General features: G+C 71.3%; 14 protein-coding genes. 12 read left to right on the forward strand and 2 right to left on the reverse strand.

Translation table 11 applies throughout. The features are described 5' to 3' along the window. Positions 1-8 precede the first annotated feature (8 nt). The 12 genes from OHA65_RS32470 to OHA65_RS32525 all read left to right on the forward strand — a co-directional run bounded on the left by OHA65_RS32470 (position 9) and on the right by OHA65_RS32525 (position 14406). Entirely contained in the window at positions 9-911 is a 903-nt protein-coding gene (locus tag OHA65_RS32470; RefSeq protein ID WP_405763001.1) for a carbohydrate kinase family protein, read from the forward strand. Between the two features lie 108 nt (positions 912-1019). Then, on the forward strand, positions 1020-2249 hold the full coding sequence (locus OHA65_RS32475; RefSeq protein WP_329315255.1) for a Rieske 2Fe-2S domain-containing protein: 1230 nt from the start codon (positions 1020-1022) through the stop codon (positions 2247-2249). 40 nt (positions 2250-2289) lie between these two features. After that, on the forward strand, positions 2290-2847 hold the full coding sequence (gene ssuE, locus OHA65_RS32480; RefSeq protein ID WP_328764417.1) for an NADPH-dependent FMN reductase: 558 nt from the start codon (positions 2290-2292) through the stop codon (positions 2845-2847). A gap of 390 nt (positions 2848-3237) precedes the next feature. Further along, a complete protein-coding gene (locus OHA65_RS32485; RefSeq protein WP_328764418.1) occupies positions 3238-4500 on the forward strand; it encodes an ATP-grasp domain-containing protein in 1263 nt (420 codons plus the stop codon). Between the two features lie 31 nt (positions 4501-4531). Continuing rightward, on the forward strand, positions 4532-5719 hold the full coding sequence (locus OHA65_RS32490) for a saccharopine dehydrogenase C-terminal domain-containing protein (protein WP_329315257.1): 1188 nt from the start codon (positions 4532-4534) through the stop codon (positions 5717-5719). Between the two features lie 13 nt (positions 5720-5732). Then, positions 5733-7064 carry a SidA/IucD/PvdA family monooxygenase gene (locus tag OHA65_RS32495; protein WP_327279710.1) on the forward strand — a complete coding sequence of 444 codons (1332 nt, stop codon included), beginning with the start codon at positions 5733-5735 and terminating at the stop codon, positions 7062-7064. Between the two features lie 79 nt (positions 7065-7143). Next, positions 7144-9174 carry a class I tRNA ligase family protein gene (locus tag OHA65_RS32500; protein ID WP_405763004.1) on the forward strand — a complete coding sequence of 677 codons (2031 nt, stop codon included), beginning with the start codon at positions 7144-7146 and terminating at the stop codon, positions 9172-9174. A gap of 84 nt (positions 9175-9258) precedes the next feature. Beyond that, positions 9259-10530 (forward strand): aspartate aminotransferase family protein, encoded by a 1272-nt coding sequence (locus OHA65_RS32505; protein ID WP_327279712.1) that lies wholly within the window; start codon positions 9259-9261, stop codon positions 10528-10530. Between the two features lie 127 nt (positions 10531-10657). Further along, positions 10658-11266 carry a sigma-70 family RNA polymerase sigma factor gene (locus OHA65_RS32510; RefSeq protein WP_327279713.1) on the forward strand — a complete coding sequence of 203 codons (609 nt, stop codon included), beginning with the start codon at positions 10658-10660 and terminating at the stop codon, positions 11264-11266. A gap of 144 nt (positions 11267-11410) precedes the next feature. Continuing rightward, the gene (locus tag OHA65_RS32515; protein WP_327279714.1) at positions 11411-12415 is read left to right on the forward strand and encodes a hydroxyacid dehydrogenase; all 1005 of its coding nucleotides are present in this window, start codon (positions 11411-11413) and stop codon (positions 12413-12415) included. A 136-nt stretch (positions 12416-12551) separates the two neighbouring features. Then, complete coding sequence (locus tag OHA65_RS32520; protein WP_371646734.1) at positions 12552-13829, forward strand: adenylosuccinate synthase; 1278 nt, start codon at positions 12552-12554, stop codon at positions 13827-13829. Between the two features lies 1 nt (position 13830). After that, a complete protein-coding gene (locus OHA65_RS32525; protein ID WP_329315261.1) occupies positions 13831-14406 on the forward strand; it encodes a hypothetical protein in 576 nt (191 codons plus the stop codon). A 171-nt stretch (positions 14407-14577) separates the two neighbouring features. On the opposite strand, the gene OHA65_RS32530 is transcribed toward OHA65_RS32525, so the two are convergent. Further along, positions 14578-15612: an ABC transporter substrate-binding protein gene (locus OHA65_RS32530; RefSeq protein ID WP_405763473.1), complete on the reverse strand. Its 1035-nt coding sequence runs from the start codon at positions 15610-15612 to the stop codon at positions 14578-14580. Positions 15613-15816: 204 nt separating this feature from the next. After that, positions 15817-18660: a SpoIIE family protein phosphatase gene (locus tag OHA65_RS32535; RefSeq protein WP_405763007.1), complete on the reverse strand. Its 2844-nt coding sequence runs from the start codon at positions 18658-18660 to the stop codon at positions 15817-15819. Positions 18661-20342: the final 1682 nt, after the last annotated feature.

Genomic DNA, 20342 nt, shown 5'->3' on the forward strand with positions numbered 1-20342 from the left:
GTAATTCAATGACCGGACGGCCGGTGCTCGTCGGCACCGTCACCCTGGATTTCCTGCACGAGGGCCCGCTGGGCCGGGGGCAGGACCCGGCCACCGTGCGGTGGGGCGGGGTGGCCAACAACGCCGCCTGCGCGCTCGCCGCGCGCGGCGCCCGGCCGGCCCTGGCCACCGTGGCGTACTCCGGGGAGCTCGGCCCGGCGGTCGGCGGACATCTGGCCGGAAACGGCGTGGACTGGCTGCGGCTGCCGGAACGGGCGCCGTTGCCAGTGTTCCACGCCGAACTGGTCGAGGGGTCCGTGGTCGACAAGAGGTTCCTCGGCGAGCGCGCCCTCGGCCTGATCACGCCCGAACTCCTCGACAAGTCCCGGGACCTGTTCGAGGACGCGGGGGTGCTGGCCGCCGGTACGGACGCCGAGGAACCGGGTCTGGCCTGGCTGGCCGACACCGCGCGGGACCGGGGCGTGCCGTTCTGGCTGTTGTCGGCCGACCCCAACGAGGTGTCCAAACTGCGGCCGCAGGGCCGCGGGGCCGATCTCGTCGCCCTGAACCTGCGCGAACTCGTCCTGTGGGCGGGCCGGCCGCTGACCGGGCGGGCGGACATCGCGGCCGCCGCACGCCGGTTGCCCGACCCCGGCGGACACTGCCTGGTCACCCTCGGCGGGGACGGATCCCTGCTGGTGCCGGCCGACGGCTCCGAACCGGTCCACCAGCCGGCCGTCACCCTGGCCGGCGAGGTCATCACGGTCGGGGCGGGCGACGTGCTGTTCGGATGTCTGCTGGCCGGACGGCTGGCCGGCCTGGACTGGATCCCGGCACTGGCCGAGGCCACCGCTCTGACCAGCCGTTTCCTCGGTGCACCGGAGGACGCCCCGCACCCGTACGCGGTCCTGGCGCAACCGGCACGGGCCTGATCCGGGCCCGCCGGCTGTCACACCCGGCGGGCCTGGATCGTCTTGAAGGGTGGGCGGCTGCCGGGAAGTCGGCGTCGATCCGAATATCGATCATCACGGAGGCCGGAAGTGACCACTCAGAAGGTGAACGAGACCCTGACCCAGGTGGGTCCTGGCACCCCCATGGGGCAGTTGCTTCGCGAGTACTGGCTGCCCGTCATGCGGTCGGAGCGGCTCGCGGAACGGGGCGGTGCACCGCTGCCGGTGGAGCTGCTGGGCGAGAAGTACGTGTTCTTCCGCGCGGATGACGGCACCATCGGCTGCTTCGCCGAGGCGTGCCCGCACCGCGGGGCCTCTCTGGTCCTCGCCCGCAACGAGGACTGCGCGCTGCGGTGCATCTACCACGGCTGGAAGTTCGACGTCTCGGGCAAGGTGCTGGAGACCCCCTCGGAGCCCGAGGAGGACGGCCCGCGGTTCGGTGAGCGGGTCAAACTGCTGCACCACCCGGTCGTCGAGGCCGGCGGCGTCATCTGGGTCTGGCTCGGCGGTACCGGACGCAAGCCCGCGCCCTTCCCGGAGTTCCCGTTCACCAAGCTTCCGGCGGAGAACGTCTTCGCCACCATCGCCCTGGTGGACTGCAACTGGCTGCAGGGCCTGGAGGCGGACATCGACTCCGCACACGTCTCCCTGCTGCACGAGACCGAGGCCCGCAACGGGCCACTGAAGGACCTGCTGGACGACACCGCCCCGCGCGACGACATCGACCCGCAGCCGTACGGACTGCGCTTCGCGGCCCTGCGCACCCTCTCCTCCGGGGAGACCCTGGCCCGGGTGAAGCCCTTCGCCATGCCCTGGTACACGGTGGTTCCCGAGCTGCCCAACGGGGACCGGCTCTGGCACGCCTGGGTTCCGGTCAACGACCACCAGACGATCATGTGGTACCTGTGGTGGAACGACGACCAGCCGGTCGACCCGTCCTACTTCAGCGAGCAGTTCGGCCTGGACCTGGACACGCTCAACCCGGACAACATCCGCGAGGGGTACACCAGCGAGAACGGCTGGGGCCAGGACCGGCAGGCCATGCGGGACGGCAAGAGCTTCTCCGGCATCCGCGGACTGGTCCTCCAGGACGTGGCCGTGCAGGAGAGCATGGGCCCGATCGTGGACCGCACGGTCGAGAACCCCGGCAAGAGCGACCGCGGCATCGTCCGCACCCGCCGTTTCCTGCTCGACGCCCTCAAGGCACACGCCGCCGGCGCCACCCCCGCGGGTCTGGGCGCCGACACGGACTACGGCACGGTGCGCTCCGCCGTGATCGTCGTGCCGGAGGGCGAGGACTGGCGCTCCGCGTCCTCGTAGAACTCCCGGCCTCAGGCCACCCCAGAGAAAGGGACCTCTCATGGCCACCGTCCTGTCCGTTTCGGGGAGTCCCTCGGCGACCTCCCGGACCACCGGGCTGCTGCGCTACCTGGACGCCCGACTCATCGCCCAGGGGCACGAGGTGACCCGCCTCGACGTACGTTCCTTGCCCGCCGATCCACTGTTCCGGGCCGATGTGCGCCACCCCGCGATCGTGGCGGCGGCCGCGGAGTTCGAGCGTGCGGACGGCATCGTCATCGGCACGCCGATCTACAAGGCCGCCTACTCCGGACTGCTGAAGTCATTGCTCGACCTGCTGCCGCAGTACGCCTTCGCGGGCAAGGCGGTGCTGCCGCTGGCCACCGGTGGGAGCACCGCCCACGTACTGGCCATCGACTACGCCCTGCGACCGGTGCTCGCCTCCATGGGCGCCGCGCACATCGCACCGGGCTGGTTCACCCTCGACCGGCACATCACCCTGGGAGAGGCCGGCGCGGTGAGCGTGGCCGCGGAATCCGCGGTGGGGCTGGAACGGGTCACCGACCAATTCTCCGCCGCGCTCTGTGATCGTCGGGCATCGGTGGGCGCGGCTCTTTAACGCATTCCCCCATCCGACGCTTTACACGGTTTTCACGACGCCGTCTGGATCGACCGCACGGATATCTCCGGGCCCGGTCGTCCAGACGGCGTTTTCGCATGTCAGAAGCCATGTTGGAGGCATCCGCGGAGCCGCGTCCACGGTGTGGGGATCAATTAAGTTAAGCGCCCGGTAAGTGATCGGAATCGCTGATCGGATGCCTCAGACTTTTCGGTTCGTGGCCGAAACCAAGACATTCGGAGGAAGAGGGCAGTGTTTCGGCCAGCTCTTAACTGAATTGGCGAAGATCCGACCAAGATCCCCTTCACAACCCTCAGGCGCTGTGCTTGACTGACACTCGATTGGTGCTTGAGATTCCATTTGTACGCCCGATGTAGCGGGGGCAATTCCGTGACGGAACGTCATCTTCTCCTTGTCAATCTCCGGCGCATCCAGAGGGAAGGGCTTGAGTCCCTGCTCGCCGCCCGGCGCCTCGGATACCGAGTGGTTCTGCTCGGCCGGACCATTCCTGAATTCGCAAAGCCGCTCGTCCATGAATTCCGGCAGGTCGACACGTACGACCGGGCCGCCTCGATCGCAGCGGCCCGCGAACTCCACGCCACCTACGATTTCGCCGGCGTCGCCAACTTCACCGAAGTCGACGTACAGCTGGTGGCGGCGATCGCCGCCGAACTCGGACTTCCGGGCATGTCCGAGACCGCCGCCCTCCGGGCCCGCAACAAGTACGTCATGAAGGACGCGCTGCGGCACCTTGAGGGGGTACTCCCGCGCTTCGCCAAGGTCACCGACCTGGCCGGCCTACGGGCCGCCGTCGACGAGGTCGGGCTCCCGGCCGTGGTCAAGCCCACCGGCGCCTCCGGCTCGAAGGGAATCTTCGAACTGCGTCGGCCGGAGGACCTCGACGCGGCCATGGAGCGCCTCGCCGACATCGCCCGCCCCGACTTCGACCCGGTGTTCAAGCAGTTCGGCGCCGAGTTCATCGTCGAGGAGTTCCTCGAAGGCGACGAACTGAGCGTCGAGGGCTTCGTCTCCGGCGGTGAGGTCCACATCGTGACCGTCACCGACAAGATCACCAGCGTCCCGTTCCACCTGGAACTGGAACACAAGGTGCCCACCGCCCTGCCCGCCGACGCCCTGGCCGAGATCAGCGCCACCACCAAGGACATCGTCGGAGCCCTTGAGTTCGACAACTGCTCCTTCCACCTGGAAGCCAAGTGGGGCGAGCGGGGACTGCGGTTCATCGAGATCGCGGGCCGCCCCGCCGGCGACTACATCGGCTCCCACCTGGTGCCGCTGGCCACCGGCGTCAACTACTTCGAGAACGTGATCCGCGTCGCCACCGGTGAACCGCTCCGGCTGGAGCACGACCGGCAGCTCAACGCCGGCCTGCGCTTCGTCCTGGCCGAGCAGGCAGGCCGGTTCGAAGGCGCCGACGGCCTCACGCCCCTGGGTGAGGAGGCGGGCTACGACCACTTCTTCACCGAAGTCCCCGTCGGTACCGAAGTGGCACTGCCGCCGCAGAACTTCGGCCAGCAGCGGGTGGTCGCGGTCATCGCCCGCCACGCCACCCGCGAGGGGCTGGAGCAGCTCCTCCACCGGGTCACCACCGAGGCGACGGCCAGGATCACGCCTGCCGCCGACCCCGCGGGATGACCCGGAGCACGCTGGAACGGAGGGCGTGCTCATGAAGGTGGCCCTCCTCGGCTGCGGCCAGATGGGCCGGGCCGCCGCGTACGCGCTGGCCACGGATCCGGGCACCGAGGAGCTACTGCTCCTGGACCGGGATCCCGGCCAGGCCGCCGCCCTGCGGGACTGGTTGCAGGAGGGCGGCGGCACCGGGAACCGGCCCGCCGCCACGGTCCGGGCCGCCACCGGCCTCGACGCCGCCCTCGCGGGGTGCGGGGTCGTCGCGATGGCGATGCCCTGGGCCCCCACCGCCGAGGCCCTGCACGCCGCGGTCGTCGCCGGCCGTCCGGTCGCCGCCATCACCCGGCCGCCCACGGCCGAACTGCCCTCGCTCGACACCCGGATCCGGTCCGCCGGCGGCACCGTCCTGCTGCCGGTCGGCCTGGAGCCCGGCCTGACCGAACTGCTCGCCGTCCACCTCGCGCAGCGGCTCGACCGGGTCCACTCCCTGGAGATCTACTGCGGGGGAATACCCACCAAGCCCCGCGAACCCTTGGGCTACACCGCCTTCTTCGGCGGCGAGAACGACCACCACCTGCCGATCGCCCAGCGAGAGGCGCTGGCCCTGGACCGGGGCCGCCCGGTGCACCACCCCCGGTTCTCCGGAGTGGTGACCCGTGATTACGCCGGTGTCGGCCGGCTGGAGGCCTACCACGACGGGATGGCCCCCTGGCTGGGCGAACACCCGGCCCTCCGCGATGCGGACTGCACCCAAAAGACCCTGCGCTGGCCGGGCTTCGCCCGGGTCGTCACCGAACTGGCCCGGCTCGGCCTGCTGGCCGACGAGGGGGTGGACGTGGACGGGTCCCGCGTGGTCCCCCGGCGCCTGGTCGAGCGCGTGCTCTCGCCCCAGGTGCGGGCCGGCGCGGACGACCGGGACGCAGTGGTCCTGGAGCTCACCGCCCACGGGGAACTGGACGGCCGGCCCGCTTCCCTCCGCACCACCGTGCTGGACATCGCCGACGAGACCACCGGCCTGTCCGCGATGGCCCGCACCACCGGCTTCACCCTGGCCGCCGCCACCCGGCTGCTCGGCGAGCGGGCCGTGACCGGCACCGGGTGGATCAAACCGCACCTCGCCCTTTCCCAGGAGTTGACGGAGCGGGTGATGCATTCGCTGACCGGGCGCGGAGTCACCTGGCTGCCGGCCCACGAGGTCGCCGAAGCCGAACGCCCCCACCTGTAACGGGAGCCCCAAAATGAGTACAACACCGCGAACCTACGACCTGGTGGGAATAGGGTTAGGCCCCTCCAACCTCAGCCTCGCCGCCCTCACCTCGCGCGAACCCGGCTTCTCCGCCGTGTTCCTCGACCGCAAGGACGCCTTCGACTGGCACCCCGGCCTGATGGTGCCGGACGCCGAGATGCAGGTTCACTTCCTCAAGGACCTGGTCACCCCGGTCGATCCCACCAACCCGCACTCCTTCCTCGCCTTCCAGGTGGAGCAAAGGCGCCTGTACCGGCTGCTGGTCACCGGCCGCTCCAAGGTGCCGCGGCGCGAGTTCGAGCAGTACTGCCGCTGGGTGTCGCAGCGCCTGGACAACCTCCGGTTCGGCGTCACCACCGAGACCGTCGAGTGGGACGGCTCCGCCTTCCTGGTGCACACCACCGATGGCGTGCTGCGCGCCCGCAACGTGGCCACCGGTACCGGACTCACCGCCAAGCTGCCGCAGTGCGCCGTCGGCCACGACCCCGAGACCGTCTTCCACGCGGAGCAACTCCTGCGCAAGCCCCGCGACTTCGCGGGCAAGCGGGTCGCCGTGATCGGCGGCGGCCAGAGCGGCGCGGAAGTCGTCAGCCACCTGCTCACCTCCGAGACGCAGCGCCCGGAGCGGATCGTGTGGGGCACCCGGCGCACCAACCTGCTGCCGCTGGACGACAGCCCGTTCGTGGACGAGCTCTTCCTGCCCGACTACAGCCGCTACTTCCACAGCCTCCCCGAGGTCGAACGCGAGGACGTGGTCCAGCGGTTGCGGATGGCCAGCGACGGCATCTCCCTGTCCACCCTCCAGGACCTCTACCGGCGCCTGTACGACCTGGAACTGCTGGAGGGCGGCGGCCGGCCCTGCCGGATCCTGCTCGACCAGCACCTCACCTCCTTGACCCGCACCCCGGAAGGGCTCGCCACCACCTGGCAGGCGGCCCGCGGCGGAGACCCGGTGCACGAGAGCGTCGACATCGTGATCTGCGCCACCGGCTACGAGCACGGCATGTCGGAGCCGCTCCTCGGCCTGAAGGACCGGCTCACCCTGCACGACGGACTGCCCGTCGTACGCTCCGACTTCAGCCTCGACTGGGACGGACCGGCCGACCACCGCGTGTACGTGCAGAACGCGGCCCGCCGCGAATTCGGCGTCGCCGACCCCAACCTGAGCCTGCTGGCCTGGCGCAGCGCCGTCATCGCCAACAGCCTGCTCGGCCACGAGCGGTACGACACCGGCCCGGTCAGCACCGCCCTGGACTGGGAGCCGCTCGGTTCCGACGCGGCGGATCCGAGGCAGCCGGGGGCCGTCGCGGCCGGACGGGCCTGATCCCGCACACGACATTTCCCGAGAGGAGCAGTGGGGCGTCCACGGCCGGCACCGGCCGCACGGCGTTCCGCGCCCAGCCATGCACGTCATACGCATCCCACGCACGGTCGGGGAACTCGACCTGCCCGACTTCGTCCGCAGCGTCGAGCCCGCCTGGGCCGGCCCGGACGCCCTCCCCTTCAACCTGCGCCGGGTCACCCTCCGCCCCGGCGAGAAGACCGCCCCGCACAACCACCACGACACCGAGGTGTGGGTGGTCCTGGACGGCGAGGGCGAGGTCGCCTCGGACGGACAGAGCGTCCGGGTGACCGCCGGCGACACCGTACGCCTGCCGCCGCTGGGCGTGCACACCCTGCACAACACCGCCGGCGACCGCCCTCTGACCTTCCTCACCACCTGGTGGGAGGACATGACGGTCCTCGACGCGGCGCACCGCGAGCGGGCGGAGCGCTCCGGCGGAGCAGAGCGGCCCGTCCTGCTGCTGCCCTCCTTCCCCACCCCGAACGGCGAGCTCCACCTCGGCCACGTGGTCGGCCCGTTCCTCGGAGCGGACCTGGTGCGGCGCGGCCTGGAAGGGCGCGGGGCCGAGGCCCACCTGCTGCTCGGCACCGTGGGCCACCAGTCCCAGGTGGCCTCCGCCGCCATCAGCCGGGGCCTGTCCTTCTACGAACTGGCCGAACGCAACACGGACGCCATCCAGGAGGCCCTGACCGCGGCCGACATCACGTGGGACGTGTTCGTCCGCCCCTCCTCGCCCGAGTACCCCCGGGTCGCCCTGGAGATCTTCGAGGACCTCCGGGCCAAGGGCGCCGTGGTCACCAAGACCGTGCAGGCCAACCACTGCACCCCCTGCGGCACGTTCCTCTTCGAGGCGTTCGTCGCGGGCGCCTGCCCGCACTGCGGCTCGTACGACACCGCCGGCATCGAGTGCGAGGCCTGCGCACTGCCCTTCGCCGACGAGGACCTGCGCGACCCCAGCTGTGCCACCTGCGGCACCCCCGCCGAGCAGCGCGACCTCACCCGCTGGTACCTGCCCCTGGAGCCGCTGCGCGAGAAGCTCACCGCGTACCTGCGCACCGTCCACATGAGCGCCCGGCTGCGCACCTACGTCGAGCGGGTCCTCGCCGGACCGCTGCCCGACCTCCCGGTGAGTACCGTCGCCCCCGACGGCATCCTGGTCCCGGCCGACCCCACCAGGGGCACCGAAGGCCAGCGCATGTACTCGGCCTTCGAGCTGGCGGCCCGCTTCATCACCGCCCTCGACGCCCTCGCCAAGGGCAAGGGGGAGACCGGCTGGCGGGAGTACGTCCGGGAGAACGACCCGCGCACGGTGTTGTTCTTCGGCTTCGACAACGCCTTCCTGCGCACCGTCGTCTTCCCGGCCGTCCTCGGCTCGTTCACCGAACAGCCGGCGCTGCCCGACACCATGATCTGCAACGAGTTCTACACCCTGGACGGGCAGAAGTTCTCCACCGGCCGGATGCACGCCATCTGGGGTCGGGAGGTCTTCCGCGAGCAGACCCGCGATCAGCTGCGGCTCTACCTCGCGGGCACCCGACCCGACATCCGCCGCCGGGACTTCGTCATCGACGAGTACGCCGAGTTCGTCCGGACCGAACTCCTCGACGGCCTGGAGCCCTGGCTCGGCTCCGTCGCCGCCCGGGTGGACAAGCACTTCGGCGGCTCCGCCCCCGAGGCGGGCAGCTGGAACGCCGAGGCCGAGAGGTTCTACGGGCAGATCCGGGAGTTCCGCGCCGAACTGCCCCGGGCCCTGCGGCCCGAGCGGTTCGACTCCCGCGGCGCGGCCGAGCTGCTCCGTACCTTCGTCCACCGGGCCCGCCGGTTCGCGGAGGTGTCCGAGGACGTACTCGCCGCCGGTGCGCCCTCGGGCGACGCCCGTACCTGCGTGGCACTGGAGCTGATGGCCGTGCGCACGCTGGCCGAGACGGCCCGCCCGCTGGTGCCCGTCCTGGCTGCCCGGCTCGGCGAGCAGCTCGGCACGGCGGGGGCCGTGGCCACGGACACCCCGCAGTGGGTCCCCGCAGGCACCCGGGTGAGCCTGGCCGGCCCCTACTTCACGGCGGACGTGTCGATCCGGACCGCCCGCTGACCCGACGCGCCCCGCGCGTCCCCCGCTTTCACCCCCTCCATTTCGTCCCCCCATTTCTTCTTTCCGGTAGTGAAAGGGCACAACGTGAACACCGACAAGTCTGCCGAGCTGTACTCCCGCGCGGTCGAGGTCATGCCCGGCGGCAACAGCCGTACCGCCGTCTACAGCGCCCCGTACCCGGTCTACATCCAGTCCGGCAGCGGCGCCCGGGTGACCGACGCCGACGGTGTCGAGCGCCTCGACTTCCTGAACAACAGCACCACCCTGATCCACGGCCACGCCCACCCCGAGATGGTGAAGGCGGTCACCGATGCCGTCGGCCGCGGCGCCAGCTTCGGCATGCCCACCCCGGTCGAGGTCGAGTACGCCGAGGCGCTCTCGGCCCGCAACGAGACCTTCGAGCACGTCCGCTTCACCAGCTCCGGCACCGAGGCCGTGATGATGGCCGTCCAGGCCGCCCGCGCCTACACCAAGCGCCCGAAGATCGCCAAGATCGCCGGTGCTTACCACGGCGCCTACGACGCGGTCGCCGTCAACAACGACGGCTCCGGCTCGCTCATCAACCACGCCGTCACCGGCAACCCCGCGGGCGTGGTCGACAACACCGTCGTGTTCCCCTTCAACGACGCCGAGGGCGCCCTGGCGGTGCTCCGCGAGCACGCCGACGACCTGGCGTGCGTGCTGATCGACCCGGTGCCGTGGCGGATCGGCCTGGTCCCGGCCGAAAAGGAGTACCTGGACGCGCTGCGCGCCTTCTGCGACGAGAGCGGCGCCCTGCTCATCTCCGACGAGGTCGGCTCCTACCGCGTGGGTTACCACGGCGCCATGCACCTGCTCGGCAGCGAGGCTGACCTCACCGTCCTCGGCAAGGTCATCGGCGGCGGCATGCCGATCGGTGCGGTCGCCGGCCGGCGGAAGTTCATGGGCGTCTTCGACCCGAGCCAGGGTTCCCCGGCGCTGCCGCACTCCGGCTCGTACAACGCCAACCCGGTCAGCATGAGCTCCGGCGTGACCTCGCTGCGCCTGCTCACCCCGGAGGCCCACGAGCGGATCGGCGAGCTCGGCGAGCGCGCCCGCACCGCCATGCGCGCCACGGTCGAGTCCGCCGGACTGGACTGGGACGTCAACGGCCTCGGCTCGCTGTTCCGCATCATCGCCACCAGCGCCCCGCAGGGCTACACCAGCCCCGCGGCGGCCATGAAGCGCCTGTACTGGGTGCTGCTGGACAACGGTGTCCACATCGGCGACAGCGGCCTCGGCTGCATCTCCACCCCGATGACCGACGAGGACATCACCGCCTTCGCCGAAGCCTTCGACACCAGCCTGCGCCAGGTGCTGGCCGAGGGCCGGGCCTGATCCCGGCTCGGGCCGGCCCGCGCCGGCCCGAGCCGAACCGGCTGTTGCGAGTGACCCGAGCTGCTCCGAGTGACCTGAGCTGACCCGAGTGATGGGCTGCGCCACGGGCCGGCCTGGAGGCAAAACCTTGTTCGATCTTGATCAGGAAGAGTTCCACCGCCGCAGGGCGAGCCTGCAGGCGCTGGCCTACCGTCGCGTCGGCTCCGCAGAGGAAGCCGAGGACATCATCTCCGAGGCCTGGCTGCGCTGGATGACGGCGCAGAACGTGGAGAACGTCGAGAACCACGGAGCCTTCCTCTCCACCGTCGTCACCCACCTGTGCGCCGACTACCGCAAGTCCGCGCACGCCCGCCGGGTCTCCTACGTCGGCGCCCTGGTGCCGGAGCAGACCGTCACCACGACCCCCGAGCCGTTCCAGAACGTGGAACGGGCCGAGGAACTCCGGCGCGGGGTGGCCTGGCTGCTGGAACGCCTCGGCCCCGCCGAGCGGGCGGTACTCGTGCTCCGCACCGCCTTCGAGTACAGCTACCGGGAGATCGCCGCCGTGCTGGGCATCAGCGAGGTGTACTGCCGCAAGCTGTACGGCCGCGCCCACGACCGGCTCGCCGAGGGCCGGCCCCGCTTCACCGCCGCGCCCGTGGAGCACGCCGAACTCACCGAACGGCTGCTCGCAGCCAGCCGCGGGGGAGAACTGCGGCCACTGGAAAGCCTGCTGGCCGCGAGCGTGGCGGCCTGACCCGGCCGTCCGCCCGGGAAGCCGCCGCAGTCCGACGCCGCCGCATCACGGCATCACCGCATCACCGCATCACCGCATCCTTCGATCCGCATTCGCGTCCAGGGGCGTCCCGCCGGCCCCTGGCCCCACAGGAAGCACACCATCATGCGACCGAACGTAGTCCTCGTCGGCTCGATGTACGCCGCCGAAGCCGAGGAACTGCTGGAGCAGCACGCCGACGTCCGCCGCGTGGACGACTCCGACCGGGCGGCCGTCCTTGAGGCCCTCGCCGACGCCCACGGCCTGGTGGCCCGCTACCCCGCCCGCATCGACCGCGAACTCCTCGCGGCCGCCCCGAACCTGATCGCCGTGCTCTCCAGCGGCCGCGGCGTGGACAACATCGACATCGAGGCGGCCACCGAAGCCGGTGTGGTCGTCGCCAACAACCCCGGCCTGGGCGGCAAGCCGGTCTCCGAGCACTTCTTCGGGCTGCTCCTCATGGTCACGCGCAACCTCGCCGCGATCCACCGCCACGGCAACCGGGCCGCATGGGGGGAGAGCCGGCTGGGCAGCCACCGCGTCGAGCTCACCGGCAAGACCCTGGGCATCGTCGGCCTCGGCAACGTCGGCGGCTGGACCGCCCGGCGCGCCCACGGCGGCTTCCTGATGCGGGTCCTCGCGTACGACCCGTACGTCTCCGCGGAGAAGATGGCCGAGGTCGGCGCGATCAAGGTGGAGCGGCTGGAGGACCTCCTCGCCGAGGCCGACTTCGTCACCGCCCACCCGGAGATGAACGAAGAGACCGAGCACATGTTCAACGACAAGACCTTCGCGCAGATGAAGCCCGGGGCCTACTTCGTGAACACCTCCCGCGGCCGGGTCACCGACACCGACGCCCTCGTGCGCGCGGTGCGCAGCGGCCACCTCGCAGGCGCCGCCCTCGACGTGTACGAGGACGAGCCGCTTCCGGACGACAGCCCGCTGCTGGCCCTGGACAACGTCGTGCTCAGTGCGCACATCGCGGACTTCACGGTCGAGACCAAGCGCGCCCTGGCGCTGAACGCCGCCACGCAGCTGATCACCGCCCTCGACGGCAAGCAGCCGCCGAGCGCCCTCAACCCGGACGCCTGGGGCCGTGCCGCCGAGCGCCGCCGCGAACTGCTGGCCTGAGGCACCCGGATCCAGATCTGCATCTGCATCCGTGACGGGCCGCCCGCCGGTGGCGAGGCAGGACACACCGGCGGGCGGCCCCGCACGCCCGTTTCACAGAACCGCCCGAACAGAACAGAGGAGTTCCATCGTGCTCATGGCAGTTGTCGGCCTCAACTGGGGTGACGAGGGCAAGGGGAGGATGGTCGACAACCTCGCCGAGGATGCCGACTACGTGGTCCGCTACCACGGCGGCAGCAACGCCGGTCACACCATCCACACCGACCAGGGCACGTTCAAGCTGCACAGCCTGCCCAGCAGCATCATGCGCCCCGACGTGATCAGCATCCTGGGCCCCGGCATGACCGTCGACGTCGAGGGCCTGCTCGGCGAGATCGACGCCCTCGCCGGCCAGCCGGGCGTGGCCCCCGAACGGCTGCTCGTCTCCGACCGGGCGTCCGTCTGCTTCCCCTTCCACCGGGACCTGGACGGACTGGAGGAGGAACGCCTCTCGCACGGCAAGTACGGCTCCACCCGCAAGGGCATCTCACCCGCCTACGGCGACCGCGTCATGAAGAAGACGCTGCTGGTGGGCGAGCTGTTCGACAAGGAGGGCCTGCCGGGCCGGCTGGCCGCCGTCGTCGACTGGGCCAACGAGCGGATCACCAAGCTCTACGGGGGCGCCCCTCTGGTCCTCGCCGAGGTCGAGCGGTGGGCGGCCGACGTGCGCGACCGGCTGGAACCGCACGTCGCGGACGTGACGGCGCTGCTCTCCCGCGCCCTGGACGAGAACGCCGCCGTCCTGGCCGAGGGCCAGCTCGGCGCCCTGAAGGACCTGTACTTCGGGATCTACCCGTTCACCACGTCCTCCAACTGTCTGGCCGGACACGCCCCGGTCGGCATGGGCGTCCCCTGGGCCAAGGTCGACCACACCGTTGGCGTCACCAAGGCGTTCTCCTCCTGCGTGGGGGCGGGACCCTTCGTCACGGAGTTCGACGAGGAGCGCGCCGACCGGCTGCGCCGCCAGTGGGGCGAGTACGGCTCCACCACCAACCGGCCGCGCCGGCTCGGCGCCTTTGACGCGGTGGCCACCCGCTACGGGGCCCGCGTCCAGGGCGCCGACGCGATCGCCATCACCAACCTGGACCAGCTCACCGGCATCGGCGAGCTCCAGGTGTGCACCGCCTACGAGCAGGACGGCACGCCGGTGCCCGAGTTCACCACCAGCCCGGCCGAACTGGACCGGATGAAGCCCGTGTACCGGACCTTCGCCGGCTGGGACGAGGACATCTCCGGGATCCGCCGGTACGAGGAGCTCCCCGCCGCGGCCCGCGCCTACGTGGAGGGCATCCAGGAGCTGCTCGGCGTACCCGTCCGCCACGTCTCGGTGGGCTCCCACCGAGACGCCCTGATCAACATCACCGAGGAGAACTGACGTGCTCGCCGTGCTCGCCGTGAGCGACAAGCGGAACATCGACACCCTGGCGGTCGGCCTGCTGCGGCTGGGCTGGGACGTCGTGGCGACCGAGGGAACCCAGAAGCAGCTGGCGGACGCCGGCCACCAGGTCGGTCGGATCGCGGACCTGGCCGGCGCTCCCACCTTGCTGGGCGGCCGGGTCAAGACCCTGACCCTGTCGGTCATGGGCGGCATCCTCGCCCGTGACACCCCCGCCGACCTGGCGGAGATCGCCGCGTACGACATCACCCGCGTCGACCTCGTCGCCTGCAACTACTACCTGCTGCCCGAGCGGGAGCAGGGCATCGACTTCGCCGCCTTCCGCGAGAAGATCGACGTCGGCGGGCCGGCGATGCTCCGCGGCGCCGCGAAGAACTGCGAGCACGTCATCCCGCTCGGCGACCCCGACGACTACGACGAGGTCCTCGCCCTGCTGGACGCCGGCGCGGGCAGCCCGTCGGCGGTCCCGCACTCCCGCCGCCTGGCCCTCGCGGAGAAGGCCTTCCGGATCAGCGCCGCCTACGACGACTCTGTTCGGGCCCTCTTCCAGGCCTGACACGCACCGCCGGGGCGGGCACCGGGTGCGACACGGTGCCCGCCCCGGCGGCCGGGCCGCCACCCGTACCCGTACCCGGCCCCGTACCCAGCCCCGTACCCGGCCCCTGCACCCGTACCCGGCCCGGTACCCGTCCGGTATGCCCGGTGGAGCCACCGGCCGGTCGGGACCTCAGCCCGAGACGGCATCGGCCCAGTTGCGGTTGACCGTCTCCCGCGCCTTCTCCCGCTGGGCCTCCGTCGGGAACGACGGCGTGCCCTCGACCGTCGGCAGGTTCTCCGCGGCGGCCTTGTCGAGGGTGCCGTCCTTCTTCATGGCGTCCATCAGCACGGGGCGTGCATTGGCGCCGAGCCGGATGTTCTGGCCCTCCGGGCCGAAGACGTACTCCTGCCACAGGCGGGCCGCCGCGGGGTGCGGGGCGTCCTTGTTCACGCCGTGGGCGTAGTACTCGGCGAAGCTGCCGTCGAAGGGGATCGCGGTCCGCCAGTCGACGTCCGCGCCCTTCGCGCGGAATTCCTCGGCGTATCCGAGGTTGAGGAAGTCCCAGTCGATGCTGATCGGGGTCTCGCCCTTCTCGATCGTGGCAGGGGTGGATTCGACCGGGATGAAGTTGCCGTTCTTGCTGAGCTCGGCGAAGAAATCGATACCGGGCTGGATGTTGTCGAAGGAACCCCCGTTCGCCAGGGCCGCGGCGTAGACGCCGGCGAGGGCGGAGCCGGACTTCGTCGGGTCGCCGTTGAGCGCGACCTTGCCCTTGTACTCGGGCTTGCGCAGATCGGCGAAGGTCGCGGGGCAGGTCTTGACGCGCTTGGCGTCGCAGCCGATCGAGACGTAGCCGCCGTAGTTGTCGTACCAGCGGGCGCGCGGGTCCTTCTGTTTCTCGGGAATGCCGTCCCACGGGGCGACCTCGTACGGGGCGAGCAGGCCCTGCTGGGCCGCGGACCGGGCGAAGGAGCCCCCCACGTCGATCACGTCGGGGGCGCGGCCGTCGCCCCTGTGCTCCTTCAGGGCGGTGATCTCGTCCTGGCTGGACCCTTCCGGGTTCTCCACCGTGACCTTGATCCCGTACTTCTTCTCGAAGCCGTCGATCAGGGCGCCGTAGCCGGCCCAGTCGCTGGGGAGCGCGATCGTGTTGAGCGAGCCCTCCTTCTTGGCGGCTTCGGTCAGTGCTGCCATGCCGCCGGCGTCCGCGGCGGAGGTGGCCACCGCGGGTGCCCTGGGCACCGCGGCGGGTTCGTCTCCGCAGGCAGCGAGGGGCGCCGCAGCGAGGGCGAAGCAGACTGCGACGGCGGCTGTCCGGAGACGAGGTGGGGGCACGAAGGCTCCATGGCGGGCGGTCGCGTACCGGTCGAGACCAGCGTACGTTCGATGGCCCCGGCGGGCAGTCCCAGCCGCCGCCCCGGCTTGGGCTCAGTGCGGCTCGTCGTCCCACCCGGCGAGGAGCGCCTCCTCCGGAACCGCCACAGCCGGTACCGCCTTGTCGTGGAGGGCCTGCTCACTCCAAATGATCTTGCCGCGGGCGGTGTAACGGGTGCCCCAGCGCTGGGCGAACTGGGCGACGAGGAACAGGCCGCGGCCGCCCTCGTCGGTGTCCTCGGCCCGGCGCAGGTGCGGGGAGGTGCTGGACCCGTCGGAGACCTCGCAGATCAGGCTGCGGTCGTACAGCAGCCTCACCCGGATGGGCTCGCTTCCGTAGCGGATGGCGTTGGTGATCAGCTCGCTGAGGATCAGCTCCGTCGTGAAGGCGATGTCCTCAAGGCCCCAGTCCGCCAGCCGGCGGGCGCAGGCGTTGCGCACGCGGGACACCGCCGCAGGGTCGGGGGGCACGTCCCATTCGGCGATCCGCGCGGGGTCCAGTCGGCGGGTGCGGGCCACCAGCAGGGCGATGTCGTCGCTGGGCTTCGTGGGCAGCACCGCGTCGATCACCGCGGTGCAGGTCTCCTCCGGGGTGCGGGCGGGCCCGGCCAGCGCGGCGCGCAGCGCTGCAAGCCCCGCGTCCGGATCGCGGTCGCGGCCCTCGATCAGCCCGTCGGTGAAGAGTGCCAGCAAGGAACCCTCGGGCAGGGTCAGCTCCGCGGTCTCCATGGGTAGGCCCTCACCCAGGCCCAGCGGCGGGGAGACCGGTACCTCGGGGAAGGACACGGTGCCGTCCGGGTGGACCAGGGCAGGGCCCGGGTGACCGGCGGTGGCGGCCGTCACCCGCCCCGAGGCGGGGTCGTAGACGGCGCACAGGCAGGTGGCTCCGGTGATCCCCTCCCACTCCTGCTCGTCGGTGTCGATGTGGGCGACCAGTTCGTCCAGGTGGCTCAGGAGCTCGTCCGGAGGCAGGTCGAGGGTGGAGAAGTTGTAGACGGCGGTCCGCAGGCGGCCCATGGTGGCGGCGGCGTGCAGACCGTGGCCGACGACGTCGCCGACCACCAGCGCCACCCGGGCGCCGGGCAGGGGGATGACGTCGAACCAGTCGCCGCTCACACCTGCATGGGCAGCCAGATAGCGGTGTGCGACCTCGACGGCGGACTGCTCCGGCACGCCCCGGGGCAGCAGACTCCGCTGCAGGGTGTCGGCCACGTTGTGCTCGCGGGTGTAGCGGCGGGCATTGTCGACGGACAGCGCCGCCCGCGCGGTCAGCTCCTCGGCGAAGGACACGTCCTCCTCGTCGAACGGCGGGGAGTCCTCCCCCCGCCAGTAGCCGGCCATCCCCAGCACGACGCCCCGGGCCCGCAGGGGCACGGCGATCAGGGAGTGGATGCCGCGGTCCAGGAGCAGCTGGGCATTGGCCGGGTCCTGGGCCCGCCAGTGGTGGGTGGCGCGCAGGTCCGCCTCCAGGACCGCATGACCGCCGGCCAGTCCGGCGGCCATCGGACTGGTGGGAACGAACCGGATCAGTCGGCCGACGGGGTAGAGCGGGTGGTCGCCCTGGAGGCCGACGGAGGCGGCGCGGCGCATCTCGGTATTGAGCCGGGGCGGCTCCTCGCCGTGCAGTACCGGTTCCAGCAGGTCGACCGTGACCACGTCGGCGAACCGCGGGACCGCCACCTCCGCCAGCTCCTGGGCCGTACGCTCCACGTCCAGGGTCGTCCCCACCTGCACCCCCGCGTCGTAGAGCAACTTCAGCCGCTCGCGGGCCACCTCGGCCCGTCCGGACAGCGCCCGCAGCTCGGTGGTGTCCCGCAGCGTGACGACCGTCCCGGCGGTCCCGTACGGGGCGGTGGGTCGGATGTTCACCGCCAGTAGCCGATCGCCCGCCATGTGCACCTCGTCGGTCGCCGAACGGCCCGATGCGATCCGCTCCGCGATCCCCTCCTCCAGACCCAGGTCCGTGACGGGGAGCCCTTCCGCGTCCGCCGGCAGTTCCAGCAGCCGGCGCGCCTCGTCATTGGCCAGCAGCAGCCGCCCGCGGTCGCCGACGATCAGCACGCCCTCCCGGACCGCGTGCAGCACCGCGTCGTGGTGCTTGTACATCCTCGTCATCTCGGCCGGTCCCAGACCGTGGGTCCGGCGCAGCAGCCGGCGGCTCACCAGGGCGGTGCCGCCCGCGGACAGGGCGAGCACCGCGGTTGCGCTGCCGAGCACGACCGGCAGCTGCCCGTTCACCATGCTCTGGACGTTCTGGACCGTGACGGGGGAGGAGACGACCGCGATGACGCCGCCGTCCGCGTCCTTGACGGGAACCACCGAGACCACGGACTGCCCCAGGGAACCCGAGAACGTCTCCGTGAAGGACTTGCCGGCCGCCGCCTTGGCAAAGGGGCCGACGACGCGCTTGCCGATCTGCCGCGGGTCGCTGTGGGCGATGGTGACCCCGTCGAGCGTGTACACGTTGATGCCGTCGACCCCGGCGATCTTCCGGGCCGCCTCGGCGCTCGGCTGGAGCACGGCGCTGGGGTGGGGGCTGCGGAGGGCCGCCACGATCCCCGGAGACTCCGCGAACGTTCCGGCGGCGGCGAGAGTACGGTGCCGGGCGTCCAGCATGGCGGAGCTCCGCGCCTGCACCACGAGCGCGACGACCGCGGCGGCGACGAGAAGGACCACGACGGCCAGCTGGAGGAGGAACACCTCGCCGGCCACACTGCGCGCGCTCAGGAGGGCGGACAGCCGCTGCGGCCGCCGCGTCCCTTCCAAAGGGGGGCGGGCGCGCTCCCGGCGCTCTTGACGGCGCCCTGAGCGCTCGGGCCCAGGGCGAGCGGAGGGTCTCGTGGCCGAACCGAGCAGCCATCGCCGGAGTCCTCCCAGATAGTTGCTCACATAGTCCATCTTCTAACCTCTGCGCGCCGTCGGCAGCGGACGGCCCCGGCCCGGACGTGCGGTGCCGGAGCCCCAAGGACCTGCGGACAGCTGACCGCGAGCGCGAAGCGCTGTGGGCTCCGGCCCATCGCCCTTGACCTGCACGGAGCGGGCAAGGAGCAGGCAAATCGGGAGATCCTCCATGCTTCGCACCATGTTCACGTCCAACGTCCAACGTCCAACGTCCAACGTCTGACATCTGGACATCCGTGCAGGTCAGAGCCTTTCCGATCCCGATGAGGTCAGTAAACGGTCAGCATGGTGCGGGAGTGTGCCCCCGGCACGTCCGAAGATCCGGGAGACCGTCTTCGAGTGGGGACCCGACAGCGATCTGGTCGCCTTCGTCTGCGAGCGATATGGGCGGGCCGACCGCTCGGCCAACGCTGTCACGGCCCGGCGGAACCCTGCGACGGGGACCACCGGCACGGGCGCGGGACCATCTGCCCAGTGCGCGGTCCAGGCCTGCGCGACAGCGGCGGCGAGCGTCCGGTACGTGCCCAGTGCGTTCGTCATGGCGGTGCGCCCGTCGGGGTCGGCAGCCTCCCAGTCGGGCAGCCCGGCGAGCAGGCCGAGCAGCGGAGCGGAGACCGCGGTGTACTGCGCCAGGGCACCGAACAGGTCGCCCGCCGGTGCGACGGCCGGCTTGCGGGCCGACTGGTTGTACGTGACCTGGAGTTCGACGGTGTCCTGCTCGGCCGACTGATGTTGCACCGAACACCGGTACTGCCAGTGCAGCGCGTCGCTGAGCCCGGCGCCCGGGGTGGGGACGTCGGCGTGCTGGTCGAGCAGGATCGGCATCGGCGGGTACGCGCGCAGCGGGATCGGTACGCGCGGAGCCCCGAGGCCGAAGTCCAGGGCGGGCGGTGAGCCGGAGGCGAGCGGCGAGACGAAGGTGAGCCAGTCGGACCGGCCGTAGCCTTCGACCTCCCGCTCGATCCCGAACTCTAGCTCGACGCCCGCGAAGTCGAGGGTGAGGTCGAGCGCGGCGTGCTCGGCCACGTCGGGGACGGTGATCAGGAAATTGATCTGCGAGTCGCCGTCGGCGAGCGAGACCTTGCCGTTCGACACCGTCGCGGTGCGCAGGTGTGCGGGGACGTCCCGGTAGTCGACGACCGGGTTGCCGGACAGCCGCGCGTACGGGTCGGTCCACGGGGACGCCACGCTGGTGTCGTACTGGACCACGGCCGAGGTGGCGTAGCCGAGGGCCAGCGAGACGAGCAGCTCCTGACGCAGCCGTTCGACAGCCGCCGCGCGCTTGGGATCGGTTCCGGCGTCCGGCGTCTCCCCGGCGAGGACGTAGTCCAGGCCCGCCGCGACGGCGCCGGCGAGCGTCTTCTTGACGCCGATGATCCCGTCGAGCACGTCCCGGCCCAGCTCGTACGCACCCTGGACGTACGCGGCCGACAGGAGTAGTTCGACGTCCGCGAGGAACCCCTGGGCCCAGAGCTCAAGGTCGATGCCCTGGTAGTCGCGGGTCTGTCCCTCGGTCAGCAGCCCGGTCGTGACGTCGAACCCGGGGGTGTATACGTGCTGCCGTGCGATGAGCGTGGTGGCGAGAGGGCGGATCGCGAAGGTGCGCGGCTGCCTGGTTCCGGCGACCTTGAGCGGCGGCTCGATGCTGACGCTCTCGATGCCACCCGTGCCGAAGACGA

The organism is Streptomyces sp. NBC_00045 (assembly GCF_045041095.1).
GTDB lineage: Bacteria > Actinomycetota > Actinomycetes > Streptomycetales > Streptomycetaceae > Streptomyces.

Excerpts from the sequence above, each read along its gene's own strand:
- OHA65_RS32470 (WP_405763001.1), top strand. The coding sequence starts at position 9 with ATGACCGGACGGCCGGTGCTCGTCGGCACCGTCACCCTGGATTTCCTG.
- ssuE (WP_328764417.1), top strand. The coding sequence starts at position 2,290 with ATGGCCACCGTCCTGTCCGTTTCGGGGAGTCCCTCGGCGACCTCCCGG.
- OHA65_RS32490 (WP_329315257.1), top strand. The coding sequence starts at position 4,532 with ATGAAGGTGGCCCTCCTCGGCTGCGGCCAGATGGGCCGGGCCGCCGCG.
- OHA65_RS32495 (WP_327279710.1), top strand. The coding sequence starts at position 5,733 with ATGAGTACAACACCGCGAACCTACGACCTGGTGGGAATAGGGTTAGGC.
- OHA65_RS32500 (WP_405763004.1), top strand. The coding sequence starts at position 7,144 with ATGCACGTCATACGCATCCCACGCACGGTCGGGGAACTCGACCTGCCC.
- OHA65_RS32515 (WP_327279714.1), top strand. The coding sequence starts at position 11,411 with ATGCGACCGAACGTAGTCCTCGTCGGCTCGATGTACGCCGCCGAAGCC.
- OHA65_RS32520 (WP_371646734.1), top strand. The coding sequence starts at position 12,552 with ATGGCAGTTGTCGGCCTCAACTGGGGTGACGAGGGCAAGGGGAGGATG.
- OHA65_RS32535 (WP_405763007.1), bottom strand. The coding sequence starts at position 18,660 with ATGGACTATGTGAGCAACTATCTGGGAGGACTCCGGCGATGGCTGCTC.